This window comes from Opitutia bacterium KCR 482 (genome assembly GCA_029269845.2).
In the GTDB taxonomy this organism is placed as follows: Bacteria; Verrucomicrobiota; Verrucomicrobiia; order Opitutales; family Intestinicryptomonadaceae; genus Merdousia.
The window spans coordinates 1,278,382-1,292,292 of sequence record CP149973.1 but is presented as its reverse complement, the minus strand read 5'-3'; the positions used below and the strand labels follow the sequence as shown (position 1 = coordinate 1,292,292).

At 55.4% G+C, this 13,911-nt stretch carries 12 protein-coding genes and 1 tRNA gene; 7 read left to right on the top strand and 6 right to left on the bottom strand.

What is annotated here, in order from left to right; genetic code table 11:
- The first annotated feature begins 65 nt into the window (after positions 1 to 65).
- From aroC to hisB, 4 genes are read left to right on the top strand one after another with little or no spacing between them, the layout of a single operon-like run.
- Positions 66 to 1,151 (top strand): chorismate synthase, encoded by a 1,086-nt coding sequence (aroC, locus tag P3B99_005355; GenBank protein ID WYJ06638.1) that lies wholly within the window; start codon positions 66 to 68, stop codon positions 1,149 to 1,151.
- Positions 1,148 to 1,924 carry a hypothetical protein gene (locus tag P3B99_005350; GenBank protein WYJ06637.1) on the top strand — a complete coding sequence of 259 codons (777 nt, stop codon included), beginning with the start codon at positions 1,148 to 1,150 and terminating at the stop codon, positions 1,922 to 1,924. The genes aroC and P3B99_005350 overlap by 4 nt, the downstream gene beginning before the upstream one ends.
- Positions 1,921 to 3,021 (top strand): histidinol-phosphate transaminase, encoded by a 1,101-nt coding sequence (gene hisC, locus P3B99_005345; GenBank protein ID WYJ06636.1) that lies wholly within the window; start codon positions 1,921 to 1,923, stop codon positions 3,019 to 3,021. The genes P3B99_005350 and hisC overlap by 4 nt, the downstream gene beginning before the upstream one ends.
- A gap of 9 nt (positions 3,022 to 3,030) precedes the next feature.
- Entirely contained in the window at positions 3,031 to 3,624 is a 594-nt protein-coding gene (hisB, locus tag P3B99_005340; protein ID WYJ06635.1) for an imidazoleglycerol-phosphate dehydratase HisB, read from the top strand.
- Positions 3,625 to 4,637: 1,013 nt separating this feature from the next.
- Here hisB and P3B99_005335 read toward each other — a convergent pair.
- A tRNA-Arg gene (locus tag P3B99_005335) sits at positions 4,638 to 4,713 on the bottom strand.
- A gap of 190 nt (positions 4,714 to 4,903) precedes the next feature.
- Here P3B99_005335 and recA point away from each other — a divergent pair.
- A complete protein-coding gene (gene recA, locus P3B99_005330) occupies positions 4,904 to 5,959 on the top strand; it encodes a recombinase RecA (protein ID WYJ06634.1) in 1,056 nt (351 codons plus the stop codon).
- A gap of 727 nt (positions 5,960 to 6,686) precedes the next feature.
- Here the strand turns inward: recA and P3B99_005325 are convergent.
- The 4 genes from P3B99_005325 to purE form a co-directional block, all read right to left on the bottom strand.
- A complete protein-coding gene (locus P3B99_005325) occupies positions 6,687 to 8,348 on the bottom strand; it encodes a DUF4832 domain-containing protein (protein WYJ06633.1) in 1,662 nt (553 codons plus the stop codon).
- Positions 8,349 to 8,429: 81 nt separating this feature from the next.
- Positions 8,430 to 9,857 (bottom strand): hypothetical protein, encoded by a 1,428-nt coding sequence (locus P3B99_005320; GenBank protein ID WYJ06632.1) that lies wholly within the window; start codon positions 9,855 to 9,857, stop codon positions 8,430 to 8,432.
- Between the two features lie 40 nt (positions 9,858 to 9,897).
- Complete coding sequence (locus P3B99_005315) at positions 9,898 to 10,716, bottom strand: pseudouridine synthase (protein WYJ06631.1); 819 nt, start codon at positions 10,714 to 10,716, stop codon at positions 9,898 to 9,900.
- On the bottom strand, positions 10,716 to 11,213 hold the full coding sequence (gene purE, locus P3B99_005310; GenBank protein ID WYJ06630.1) for a 5-(carboxyamino)imidazole ribonucleotide mutase: 498 nt from the start codon (positions 11,211 to 11,213) through the stop codon (positions 10,716 to 10,718). The genes P3B99_005315 and purE overlap by 1 nt, the downstream gene beginning before the upstream one ends.
- 98 nt (positions 11,214 to 11,311) lie before the next feature.
- Between purE and P3B99_005305 the strand changes: the two genes are divergently transcribed.
- Positions 11,312 to 12,649, top strand: a complete 1,338-nt coding sequence (locus P3B99_005305; GenBank protein ID WYJ06629.1) for an ArsB/NhaD family transporter — start codon at positions 11,312 to 11,314, stop codon at positions 12,647 to 12,649.
- A 556-nt stretch (positions 12,650 to 13,205) separates the two neighbouring features.
- Here the strand turns inward: P3B99_005305 and P3B99_005300 are convergent.
- Positions 13,206 to 13,544 (bottom strand): P-II family nitrogen regulator, encoded by a 339-nt coding sequence (locus tag P3B99_005300; GenBank protein WYJ06628.1) that lies wholly within the window; start codon positions 13,542 to 13,544, stop codon positions 13,206 to 13,208.
- Between the two features lie 230 nt (positions 13,545 to 13,774).
- Here P3B99_005300 and ykgO point away from each other — a divergent pair, with 230 nt between their 5' ends.
- Positions 13,775 to 13,900: a type B 50S ribosomal protein L36 gene (ykgO, locus tag P3B99_005295; GenBank protein ID WYJ06627.1), complete on the top strand. Its 126-nt coding sequence runs from the start codon at positions 13,775 to 13,777 to the stop codon at positions 13,898 to 13,900.
- Positions 13,901 to 13,911: the final 11 nt, after the last annotated feature.

The window sequence follows — 13,911 nt, the reverse complement described above, 5'->3', positions numbered from 1 at the left end:
AACGGCGGGGCGGAGGCGCGAATTGGCTTGAAACGCGGGCGGCTTTCGTGTGTTATATAAAACAAATGGGAAGCATTTTCGGCAGAGTTTTCAGGGTATCGACTTTCGGCGAGAGCCACGGCGCGGCGGTCGGCTGCATTATCGACGGCTGTCCGTCGATGTTGGAGCTTTCGTCCGACGACATTCAATTCCAGCTCGACAGGCGCAGACCCGGTCAGAATTCGCTCACGACGCCGCGCGACGAAGCCGACGCCTGCGAAATCCTTTCGGGCGTCTACGAGGGCAAGACGCTGGGGACGCCCATTTGCGTTGTTGTGCGCAACAAAAACCAGCACTCGCAAGACTACTCCGAAATCGCAAAGCTCTGGCGTCCGTCGCATGCCGACTTCACATACGACGCCAAGTACGGCTTGCGCGACCCGCGCGGCGGCGGCAGAAGCTCCGCCCGCGAGACAATCGGGCGCGTGGCGGCGGGGGCTGTCGCGCGGAAATTTTTGGGCGGCGGCGTGAAAATCACCGCGTGGGTTGAGAGCGTGCATTCAATAGCAATGCCCTTGCAGCGCGAGATGCCGAGTTTCGAGGACGTCGAAAAAAGCCCCGTGCGTTGCCCGAATCCGCAGGTTTCGGCGCGAATGGAAGAGTTCATCAAAAAGGCCCGCGCCGAGGGCGACAGCGTGGGCGGGGTTATCCGCTGCCGAATAGAGGGGCTTCCCGCGGGGCTTGGCGACCCCGTCTTCGACCGCTTCGAGGCGGAGCTTGCAAAGGCGATGCTTTCGATTCCCGCGACAAAGGGCTTTGAAATCGGCGGCGGCTTTGCGTCGGCGCGCATGTTCGGCTCGCAGAACAACGACATTTTCGAACTGTCGGAAGACGGCGGCATCACCACGCGCACGAACAACGCGGGCGGCGTGCTCGGCGGAATAACGACATCGCGCCCCGTCGATTTCCGCGTGGCGTTCAAGCCCACCGCAACAATCGCAAAGGAGCAGCCCACCCTTACGCGCGGGCTTGAAAAAACCGCCGTCGTCGGCAGGGGGCGGCACGACCCGTGCGTGCTTCCGCGGGCAGTGCCGATTGTCGAGGCTATGGCGGCTCTGGTTTGTGCCGATGCAATATTGATACAACGAACAGTAAGGAGCCGAATTTTATGAGCATTCCCGCATATTTGATTTTGGGCACGCCGACATCGGGGCGTTGCGGAATCTGCGCCGACGTAATCTACAAGGCATTGGGCGACGACGATTTTTGCGGCGTTTTCATTTCCGAAAACGAAGCCCGCACGGACTTCGACAAAAAAATAGCCTCCGCTCCGAACGCGGGCTTTGTTCGCTATTCCGACGCCGCCGACGCCCGCGCGAAAATCGACGCGCTCGACGAATCGCGCTTCACGCACGTTTTCTACGTCGCGGACTCGTCGAAAAACCCCGCCGACGAAATCGAGGAGTTCAAGAAGACCGTCGATTGCGGGAAAATCAGGCTCGCCCGCATTTGGAGCGTGCTCGACTGCGCAACGCTTGTCCGACACCGCGACGAATGCGCCCCCTTCGCCGACGCTCTCGCGCATTTTGCCGACTGCATGCTGCTTTCGCGCCGTTCGGGCGTCCCGAATCGCGACATCGCCGACATAAAATCGCGCTACGAAAAGCTCTGCTACCCAATGCGCTTCGAGCTTGTAGATAAAAAATTCGAAGTCGCAAACCCCGTCGAGCTTCTCATCGAGGAGGCGCGGAGAATCTCAATGCTCTTCGACGACATCGACCCAATCGACGAGCTTGACATTGACGAAAACAACATACCCGACGAACCTTTCAGCCTCGAACGCAAGCCCGACCCCTACATGGAGCGGCTCGCCAACGGCGCGCGCGTAAAGCAAATTCCCGACATTCGCGGGTATGTCATGGAAACGAGGGAATCCGAAAAATGAAAAAATTTAATCTGAAAAAACGCATTTCAAAATCCGTCGCCAACATGGCGGGCTACACCCCCGGCGAACAGCCGAAAGACATTGAAAAATGGGTGAAACTCAACACGAACGAATTTCCGTTCCCGCCCAGCCCGAAAGTCGTCGAGGCTATTAAAAACGAGCTTGGCAGGGACGGCGCGTCGCTGCGCCTCTACCCTAATCCCGAAAGCTCCAAGCTGCGCGAGCAGCTCGGCAAATACTTCGGCGTGCCCGCCGCGTGCGCGTTCGCCGCAAACGGCTCGGACGACGCCCTGAACGTCGTAATCCGCGCGTTCTCCGACGACTCCCGCCCGATTGCCACCCTCGACCCCAGCTACTCTCTCTATCCCGTCCTCGCAAAATTACAGGGTTCCAAGCTCGTCCAGATTCCGTTCAAAAAGAATATGGAAATAGATTTCGACAAAATCTTTTCCTGCGGGGCGAACATCTTTTTCTTCACAAACCCCAACGCCCCCACGGGCGTGGGCTTCGACTGCGCGACGGTCGAAAAAATCGCCGCGGGCTTCGACGGAATCGTCCTTGTTGACGAGGCGTACGCGCCTTTTGCCGACTACTCCTGCGTGCCGCTTGTCGAAAAATACCCCAACCTCATCGTCACGGGAACGTCGTCGAAGGGCTTGGGGCTTGCGGGCATGCGAATCGGCTGGGCGTTCGCGAACCCCGCGATAATCGAAGTGCTCGACAGAGTGCGCGACAGCTACAACCTCGACAGACTCGCGCAGGCGGCGGGAATAGCCGCGCTTGCCGACGCCCCCTACTACGCGCAGAAGTGCGGCGCGGTCATCGCCGAGCGCGAGAGCGTAGAAAAATTCTTCGACAAGCTCGGCTGGCAGTACCACAAAAGCTCCGCAAACTTCGTGTTCTTCCGCCCGAATAAAAACGGCAAAAAGGGCGCGAAAGTCGCCGCCGACCTCTTCGAATTCATGCGGGGAAAGAAAATCCTCATGCGCTATTTCCCGACCCAAAAGAAAATAGCCGACGGTATCCGCCTGTCCATCGGCACGGCGGCGCAGATGAAACTTTTCAAGAAAGCCGCGCTCGAATGGGCGCAAAAATAGGAGAGTCCAATGAATCAACGCAGCGCAAAAATAGTCCGCAACACAAAGGAAACGCAAATCGAGCTTGAAATAAACCTCGACGGCGCGGGAAACTACGAAATCGACACGGGCATTCCGTTCTTTAACCACATGCTCGAACTTTTCGCGCGGCACGGGCTTTTCGACCTCAAAATCAAGGCGGTCGGCGACATCGACATCGACTACCACCACACGGTTGAGGACGTCGGCATTGTGCTCGGTCAGGCGGTGAAAAAGGCGGTCGGCGACAAGGCGGGCATGAACCGCTACGGCTTCTTCATTCTCCCCATGGACGAAGTGCTTGTCCGCGCGGTAATAGACCTCTCGAACAGACCGATTCTTGTCTACAATTTGGGCAGCTTCGACGCCCGCGTGCGCGATTTCAACGTGTCGCTTTGCCGCGAGTTCTTTCAGGCGTTCGCCAACGAGGCGGGCGCAAACCTCCACATCAAGCTTGAATACGGCGACGAACCGCACCACATCGCGGAGGGCGCGTTCAAGTGCTTTGCAAAGGCGCTGTCGATGTCGGTTGCAAAAGACCCCCGCCGCGGCGCGAATATACCCTCAACAAAAGGCTCCATCTGAGACGGGGCGTGAAAATGCCCCTCTAACAGCGTTTCGCGAGTGTCTCAGACTGCTCGCGTACGTTAGTACGCCACGCACCCTGAGCCACTCGCAAAGTCACTCTTATAGGGGCATTTTGACGCCCCTAAAATTACAGCGCATGGCGTTTAGACGGCGCGTGAAAGCACTTCCCTAAGGGCGTTTCCCTGTGCGCCCAGACCGCTCGCGTACGAAAGTACGCCACGCGCCCTGTGCGCACAGGAAAGCCACCCTTATGAAAGCACTTTGACGCGCCTAACAAGTGAGCGCACGGCGCGGAAGATTTTTAAGTTGCGCTGGGATAAAAGTTAAGTAGGGCGTTTCGCGAGTGTCTCAGACTGCTCGCGTACGTTAGTACGCCACGTACCCTGAGCCACTCGCAAAGCCACTCTTATAGGGGCATTTTGACGCCCCTAAAGGCGGCGCGTTATAGCACCGTTGATGCGGCGTTTCCCCGCACAGTCAGACCGCTCGCGTACGAAAGTACGCCACGCGCCCTGCCTGTGCGTGAAAGCCGCCGCCTGAACGGCACTCTAACGCGCCTAAAATTACAGTGCAGACGCACGAAGATTTTTAGAATGCGCTGGGAGAAAAGAAGAGTTTACAAAAAAGCGGAGAATCCATGTTTGCGGATTTCCGCTTTTTCTTTTTCCGCGCGTAGCGCGTCTATTTTAATTGGTTTCTTCGTTAAATATCGCATATCCCAACGCCAGTAATTGCCGTAGGCAATACGAACTGATACAGAAAAGGCGCGGTTATAGCCGCGCCGCATTATTACAGAAAGGGGCGAAACTCCGACGACCGGCGCGGCTCGCGCCCGCGCGTAGCGCGTCTATTTTTATTGGTTTCTTTCTTATGTATGCAATTTCCCAACGCGAGTAATTGGCGAAGTCAATACGAACTAATCGGGGAAAGCGGCAAGTATACTTGCCGCGCATAATCATCATAAGGAACGAAGTTCCGTAGGGTGGCGCACCTTGCGCCTGTGCGTTAAATGGCAGGGGCGGGGGGACTCGAACCCTCGACCAACGGTTTAGAAAACCGCTGCTCTATCCGCTGAGCTACGCCCCCATCGGGGTTGCCGCCGAATGCGTCGGCGTCTCCTCGTTTAAGCCGACAATTAATGCGCATCGCCCGCCGACTTGCAAGAAAAAATTTTAATCAACATTTTTGTGGACACGTTGCGGCTTTTTAAATAGGGTTGCCTGCGGATTAAATTTTAAGGCTTTGCGCCTTTTATCTTAGCAGGATTTATAACATTATGGCAAAACAGAAAATACCAATAACTATTATAAACAAGGACGACAAGGCTCTCGAAACCGCCTTAGGCATGGTAAACAAGCAGTTCGGGGAAGGCTCGCTCATCAGGCTCGGCGAAGCGTTCAAGATGAATGTCGAAACCATAAGCACGGGCTCGATAGCGATAGACCTCGCGCTTGGCGTCGGCGGGCTTCCGCGCGGCAGAATCGTCGAAATTTACGGGCCCGAATCTTCGGGAAAAACCACTCTCTGTCTTTCGCTCATAGCAGAGGCGCAGCGAAGGGGCGGCAACGCGGTGTTCATCGACGTCGAGCACGCTCTCGACCCCAAGTACGCGAAAGTCGTTGGCGTCAATCTCGAAAACCTCATGGTTTCCCAGCCCGAATGCGGAGAGGACGCCCTCAACATCGCCGAAACCCTTATCCGTTCGGGCGCAATCGACGTCGTTGTGATAGACTCCGTCGCCGCGCTCGTTTCGCGTCAGGAGCTTGAAGGCCAGATGGGCGACACTACCGTGGGCTTGCAGGCGCGCATGATGAGTCAGGCAATGCGCCGCCTCACCGCGGCAATCAGCAAGACCAAGTGCATCTGCGTCTTCACAAACCAAATCCGCGAGAAAATCGGGGTGATGTTCGGCAACCCCGAAACAACCCCCGGCGGACGCGCCCTGAAATTCTTTGCGTCGGTGCGCATCGACATTCGCAGAATCGGGCAGATTAAAGACCCGTCGGGCAAGGTTGTGGGCAATCGCACGAAAATCAAGGTCGTCAAAAACAAGGTTGCGCCGCCGTTTACCGAATGCGAATTCGACATTATGTACGACGAAGGCATTTCCAAGACGGGCAGCCTTATTGACCTCGGCATTGAGCAGAAGATTCTCGAAAAGAAAGGCGCGTGGATTTCCTACGACGGCGAGCTTATCGGGCAGGGGCGCGAGGCGGCGAAAGCGTACCTCATGCAGCACCCCGAAGTTTGCGACAAGATACGCGCGGCGATTGAGGGCAACACCACGGTCGTCGGCGGCATGACTCTCGGCGAAGAAGATTCCGAGGGTTAGACATTGCCCAAGCTTTTTTTGGGCTTGTGAAGCTGACGGATAAATGCGTTTCGCTTGCTGCGGCTTGGTCACGTACGTTAGTACGCTCCCTGCGCCTCGCTACGCAAAGCCGCATTTCTTCGTTCAGCTTGACAAGCCTAAGCAGCGCGGCAGGCTGGAGCCTGCACGCCGACAGAGGGGGCTACCGCCCCCAAAAGGCGGTTTTCGCTACCGCGAAAATTCCCGCCTGTCCCCCCGCGCACAGCTGCCGCGCATGGAGTTTTTTAGATTAGTATGCGGATAGCCGTTTTGAAAAAATGCGTCCGCATTTTTTGTGGCTTGGCGGTTTGCGGAAGTTTTACGAATAAGCGGAGGCTTAGCGGATAGCCCAAGTGCCGATTTGGCTTGTGAATCTGGGCGCGAGCCGCGCCACTCTTATCTTGGGGGCAGGCTGGAGCCTGCACGCCGCAGAGGGGGCTGCCGCCCCCAAAAGGCGGTTTTCGCTACCGCGAAAATTTCCGCCTGTCTCCCCGCGCACAGCCGCGCATGAAGTTTTTTAGATTAGTATGCGGATTGCCGTTTTCTTAAAAAATGCTTCCGCATTTTTTGTGTATTAGCTTTATGAAAAGGCAAAACACTAAAGGGGCTGTTTCTCTCTGGCGTTTTCTCAAAACAAAAAACCGCGCTCCGTTGGGAGTGCGGTTTGTGTTTTTATTTGTCGCGCGTTGTGTTGTTTGCGCGGCGGGGTTTACCACTTGAATTTTTTGCCGCTGGCGTCGTAGTCCATCGTTGAGAGCGGCGCGTTTTCGGGCGTCTTGATTTCAACCCCTGGGACGCTCGGCTCTTTCACGCGGATTGTTCCGATTTTATAGCGTTTGTGTCCGTCCGTCGGCAGGTCGAGCGGAAGCGCGATTTGCGGAGTGCCGTCGCGCATGCCCACCGAGACGTAGACGTCGTACTTGCCCGCCTTTGTTGCGGGAACTACGGGCGCGCCGTAGAATTCCGCGCCGTCGCGCTTTTCCATATTGAGCGTAAATTCGTTGAAGAATTCCTTGGGGTTGAGGAAGCCGATATTGAATGTCTTTGTGCTCGAAACGACTTTTTCTTTGCCCTTTTCCTCCACGGGGAGTGTCGAGAGGTTCAGTGTGTCGTCAACGAGAACCGCCACTATGCCGCCTTTTTTGTCCTTGATTGTGATTGTCGCGTATCCGCCCGCGTAGAACGGCGCGACGCCCACGTTTGCCCACGCGAAGCGCACGGGGAAGCGTTCGCCGATTTCAACCGACTTCGGCATTTCGAGCGACTTCAAATTGAGTCTGTATCCGAGTCTCAAATTGATGCGTTCGATTGACTCCCTGTTTTCCTTGTAGAACTGTTCGGGCCACCAGTGGATTGAGAGGAAAGAGCAGTGGTAGGCTTCCACGCTGTTTTCGAGCCATTCGCCCTTCCACGCGCCGCGGGCTTTTGAAAGTCCGTAGTGCTCGTGTTCGACGATTACGGGCATTGTCGGCCAGTATTTTCCCGCGAGTCCGTCGTGGTACCACGACGCCTTTTTGTGCCCCTTTTTGTTGGGGTTCGGGGCTTCGGGAATGTCAACCAAAATCGAGTCGTCGCGGAGCGAGACGCCCTTTGCGCGGGCGTAGTCGAGCACGGGGAATTTTTCCTGTTCCTTCCAGCCGTCAACGTCGTCGCTAATGCAGAGTTGCGTCTTTTTGAAGTATTTCGTGTAGATGTCGATTTGCAGCTTGACCGCCTTTATTTGCACGTCGCGGGGAAGCCTGCTGCTTGCGCCCGTGTGGCCTTCGCCCCAGAGTCCGAAAGTGCCGATGTCGATAAACGCAATGTTCGGGTCGCCGTCGTAGCGGGCGGCGAGGTTCTTTATGAGGCGTTCGAGGTGTTCGAGATAAATGGGGTCGAGGTAGTCGGGCTCCCAGCATGCGCCGTTGGGGTCGGGCCCGCGGCGGACTGTGAACTGTACGCCTTTGCAGCCCTTGTCTTTAAGCCACTTGGGTGTCGCCCACGGAATCCAGTGTTCGCAGCAGTTTATGCGGATTGCGAACTGTTTGCCGCTTTGCACATAGCGTTGCGCGGGCGTGTCGAAAACCGACCAGTTGTATTCTCCCTCTTTGGGTTCTACGAAAGCCCAAGGAATGCGCATGTACTGCACGTTTGCCCCCGGAAACCAGTCGAGAGAGTCGGACGGTTTCAGGTAGTAGCCGTAGTTGCCCGTTCTGCCCGAATAGTAGTGGTGCACCCAGCCCATTCCGGGGTTTACGAGAGGCTTTTTGTTGTCCTCAAATTTGTATTCCACGCGGTTGTCGCCGACTTTCGAAACGTCGGGTCTCGACGCGCAGCCGAACGACAGCATTGCCGTTGCGGCGCAGAACGTTGCAAGGGTGAGTCTTGTCATGTATGTTTTCTCCTTCTATCTATATATTGATTGTGTCAAATTTGAGTAAAATAATGCGCCGCGTTTGCGGGTCAAGCGCGTTTATTTGAATTTCGCCCAGAACGCCTGCCCCGCAAGACCTCCCGTTATCGGGTAGATTGCCCCGTCCGCGTTTTTGAGAATGCCCTTCGGCACGACTCCGCATTCTCCGAAAATTCCGTCGAGGTACACGACCTTGTCGAGCTTTTTGCCCTGCGGAATTTTTACCGAGCCGTTGTCGGTAATGAACACAAAGAACATGCCGTCGCCCTGCGGACGCACCGCAGAGTACGCGTCGGCGGACATGTGCGCGGTCGGGCTTTGGTAGACTCCGTTTTCGAGTTTTCTTTCCGAAAGCGGCGTGTTGTTGAGGTTCTCCCACACGGGGATAAGCTTTGCGAGCTTCACGCGGGCGGCGATGTCGCGTATCGATTTTGCGTGCGGGGCGGTGTTGTAGCCGCCGTAGCGTCCAAAGAACGCGGTCCACGCGCCGGCCTTTGCGGCGGCTGACGCCGTTGCGCGCACTTTTTGCTCGGCAAATTCGGCGGGGCACGAGTTCCCCACGTCGCGCTTTGTGAACAGTCCCGACTTGAAGATTCGGGCGTCGTTGACAAAAGCCGTTCCGCGCCCCTCCGCCCAGATGAAGTCGGGCATGTATTTTTTTGCGTCCGCGCCCTTCGATTTTATGAATTCGCTTTCGGCGTGTCTAATCCAGTCGTGGTAGATGTCGTAGGGCTCTACTATGAATTTCGCCTGCGGATTTTTCGCGCGGGCGCGTTCCATGAGGGCGCGGTAGAATTCGAAATAGCCCTCGAAATATGTGGGGTAGTCGTGCTTGATTCCCGCGCGTTCGGGCGTTCCGTCGAAGCCCGTCCAGTGGGAGAGGGTGGTTTGCCTGTTTCTGTTTTTCGATTTTTCGACGTATATGTTGAAGTCGCCGTAGGGCTGCGGAACGTCCCACGAGAATCCCGCGAATTTGAAGCGGGGGTTGCGCTTTTCGATTTTTTCGACGCGCTCGAAAATCCTTTTTATTATGATGTCGTGAACCGCCTTTTGTTGCATGTCGAGCTGCATGCTCACTTGGTTTTTGTTGAAAAACCAGCCCGTCGCCATGTTCTGCGGGAACGGCTTTTCGGGAAAGGCGACTGCGCAGAGGCTTTCGATTTTCGCAATTTCCTCTTTTGTGTATTTTTTCGACAGGTCGATTGTCCGCCGATACGCCGCGTACTCGGGCGTTTCAATCACGAAAGTCATGCCGTCGGAGAGCGGGTTCCTTTCCATGCCTTCCTTGTACATTACGCATGTGTGCCCCACGTTTTTGCAGTATTGCAGAATTTCGGCAGGCGTCGAGTTCCACGCAAGCCCGAAATAGTTTCTGAAATCTTCGGGCGCGTATTTTTGCGTATCCGCGTTTTCCGCCCCGATTGCGCTTGCGCACAGGGCAAGCGTTAGACAATTTGCAATAAGAAACCTCCGCAACATCTTTTTCATTCGGAAAATATTGCGGAGCTTTGCCTGAATGTCAAAAAAATTACGCGCGGGTTTTGAAGCCGAGGCGTTTGAGCTGCGTTGCAAAGCCTTTCGGAAGCGGCGAGTTTATCTCGACTTTCCCGACCCCGTCGCAGCCCGTCTCCGCGCCGTCGAAAGTTATTTTCGACAGGTGGATTGAAATGTGCGGGTAGAGCGGACGCTCCTCTTCGCCGAAGCCTATTTTGTAGCGTTCCTCTTTTAGGTCGGACATATAGACGTGCGGCGTGCGCGAGTACAGCTGCTCCCCTATTACTTTCAGCCCGTTTTCGTTTGCGTGCACGCGTATTTGGTGCGGGCGCACTGTGCGCGTCGTCGCCCGCCAGAGCTGGAACGCGCCGACGGTTTCGACTATCTCGAAGCGCGTCCGCGCCTTTTTCCCGAATCTGTGCGAGACAAGCCACACAGGGCGTTCCTTGTGCATGAGAATGGGCAGGTCGGCGTCGAAGACGTCTTCGAGGGGCTTTACGGGCTTTGCCAGCAGCAGGTACTGAAATTCCATAGCCTCCGACCACATCGCGTTGCGCATTTTTACCGACGTATCCTTGTCGCACGCGACCACCGCCGCGCCCGATATTTCGAAATCGACTTGGTTGACCGCGTAGGGCGAGACTATACCGAGCCGCTTGAATTCGGGCTTTTCGGGCGTGTCGCGCATGGCGAGCATTACCGACTTGCCTTTCGGCGAGCCGAGGTACGAGTCCAGCAAAATGCCTGCGGGTTTGTCGAGCGCGACAAAGTGCGGCGCGTTTGCCGCAAGCACGTCGAGCCTCAGCGGGTTTTCGCCGAGCACTCCTGCGGGAAATCCGATTTTCTGCGGCATTATTTTTCGTCGGGGAATTTTGCCGCCAAGACCTCTTCGGTCTGCCTCCTGCGGAAGTCGGCGAGTTTTTGCGCGTAGCCGGCGTCGGAAAGGGCAAGTATCTGCAACGCCGACACAGCCGCGTTTACCGCGCCCGCCTTGCCTATCGCGAGCGTCATAACGGGTATTCCGCGCGGCATTTGAACCGTCGAAAGAAGCGAGTCCATTCCGTCGGTCGCCCAGCCTTTCATGGGCACTCCAAGCACGGGCAGCTGCGTGTGCGCCGCAAGAACTCCCGCAAGATGCGCCGCGCCGCCCGCGGCGGCTATAATTACTTTCACTCCGCGCTCCATTGCCGTGGACGCTATTTCGCACGCCTTTGCGGGAGTGCGGTGCGCGCTTGCGATGTTGCGCTCGTAGGGGATTCCGAATTTTTCGAGGGTCGCGGCGCAGTGCTGCATTGTGTCCCAGTCGCTGACGCTTCCCAAAACTATGCTTACAAGAGGTTTGTTTTCCATGTCCATTTCGATTTTTGCCGCGCATTTTTTCACAAAATTTTTTCGATTGCAATATTTATAAAAACGGACGATTTTCCCGCATAATCGCAGTTTTTTATATGGAAGATTTAATGAATTGGGTTGCGGCAAATTCCGTCGCAGTGTCGGCGGGCTTGCTGCTTTTGGCGTATGTGTTTATCGCCGCCGAAATCGTTTCGAAATCGGTCGTGGCTCTCGTGGGGGCGTGCTTGGCGATTCTCTTGGGGCTTGTGGGGCAGACGAAATCCCTTCCCGACGGCTCTCCCAACCCGAACTATTTTGTAAATTTCATAGACTTCAACGTCATATTCCTGCTGATTTCGATGATGATTATTGTCTCAATCACGACCCGCAGCGGAATCTTCACCTACCTTGCCAACGCAATCATGAAGAAGACGCGCGGCCGCCCCGTGCTCATTCTGGTTTCGCTCGGGCTTTTTACCGCGCTTGTCAGCGCGTTTCTCGACAACGTAACGACCGTCATTCTCGTCATGCCGATTACTTTCGCGATTTGCAAAAAGCTCGACGTCCCCTGCGTGCCGTTTCTGCTTACCGAAATTTTCGCCTCGAACATCGGCGGCACGGCGACTCTCATCGGCGACCCTCCGAACATCATTATCGGAAGCGCGGCGGGGCTGTCGTTTGTCGATTTTCTCGAAGAGCTTACGGGAATCGTGTTCGCGATATTTTTCGCGACGGTTCTGTTTCTTGCGTTCGCGTTCAGGCACTCGCTCAAAACTACCCCAGAACGCATGGCGCAGATTGCGAAAATCGACAACTCGTTCTCGAAAATCGTCGATATGCGCCTTACGGTGCGTTCGCTGCTAGTGCTGTTTCTTGTGATTGCGGGCTTCATGCTCCACGGCATTCTCAAAATCGAAACGTCGGTCGTCGCGCTTTTCGGCGCGAGCATTTTGCTGATTTTCGAAAAGCCCGCCGACATCTTCAAGGAGGTCGAATGGAACACGATTTTCTTCTTCATCGGGCTGTTTGTAATAGTCGGCGGCTTGGAGGCGTCGGGCGGCATAAAGCTCATGGCCGAGGAAGTTCTGAAAATTACGCACGGCTCGCAGTCGGCGACGGCTCTGATGATTCTGTGGGCGTCGGGCGTGATTTCCGGCGTGATTGACAACATTCCCTACACCGCGACCATGACTCCCATGATTTCCGAAATCCGCAATTCCATGGGCGCGGAATACGCCCTCCCGCTCTGGTGGTGTCTCTCGCTCGGCGCGTGCTTGGGCGGAAACATGACCCTAATCGGCGCGGCGGCAAACGTCATAGTTTCCGAAAACGCGGCAAAGCACGGCTGCCCGATTTCGTTCATGCAGTTTTTGAAAAACGGGGTAGTTGTGGTTCTAATCTCCCTCTCGATATCGACTCTTTACATATCCCTCCGCTTTTTACACGGGGCGTGAAAACGCCCCTCTAAGAGCGTTTCGCGAATGTCTCAGACTGCTCGCGTACGTCAGTACGCCACGCACCCTGAGCCACTCGCAAAGCCACTCTTATAGGGGCATTTTGACGCCCCTAAAATTACAGCGCACGGCGCGGAAGATTTTTAGAGTGCTTTGGGATAAAAGTTGGGTGGGGCGTTTCGTCAGTTGTCTAATGTTTGCGGAAAGCCGCGTACGCCACGCACCCGCAAGCGCGTGAAAGCCGCCGTCTGAACGGCATTTTGACGCGCCTAAAATTACAGTGCTTGCGCACGAAGATTTTTAGAGTGCTTTGTGAGAAAAGTTGAGTGTACAAAAAGCGGAAATTCCAAGTTGTGGGATTTCCGCTTTTATTTTTTCGCGCGTAGCGCGTCTATTTAGATAAGTTTCTTTCTGCCGTAGAATAATTCCGCCGCCAGTAATTGGCGAAGCCAATACGGGACTGAACGACAAAAGGCGCGGGGATACCCGCGCCGCATAATCACAGAAAGGAACGAAGTTCCGTAGGGAGGCGCGACTCGCGCCCGCGGCTCGCGCCCTAGATGGCGGCGAGGCCTTTTTCGGCGGTTCTGATGCGGTAGGCTTGTTCGACGGGCATGACGAAGATTTTGCCGTCGCCGATTTTGCCTGTGTGGGCTGATTTGAGGATAGTTTCGACGGTTTTGTCTACCATATCGGCGGGCACGCAGATGTCGAGGACGATTTTTGGGAGGAGTTCCACGGTATATTCGCTGCCGCGGTAGATTTCGGAGTGTCCTTTTTGTCTGCCGAAGCCTTTAACTTCCGAGACGGTCATTCCGTCGATTCCGATTTCGGCGAGGGCTTCTTTTACTTCGTCGAGTTTGAAGGGTTTGATAACCGCTTTAATCATCTTCATATGAAAAATCTCCCGTATTTTAGAGTTATCGGAGCTATTGTCGTTGGGGAAAATGTTTTCATTAGTCGGCGGAAAAGTCAAACGAAAGCGGCGGGGCGGGCGCGATTTTGCACGGCGGGTTTCGGGGGGGGGCGGGGGAGGGCGGTTTTCAAAAAATGAAAAAAAGTGTTGACGAACGCGTTGGGGGAAGTAAAGTTTGCACTTTTCATTAAATTAGAAACGAGGAAAAGATGAAAGTCGTATCATCAATCAAATCTTTGAAGACCCGCCACCCCGACTGCAAAGTAGTCCGCAGAAAGGGACGCGTCTATATCATCAATAAAACCAACCCCCGCTTCAAGGCTAAGCAGGGCTAATTTTTCGGAGC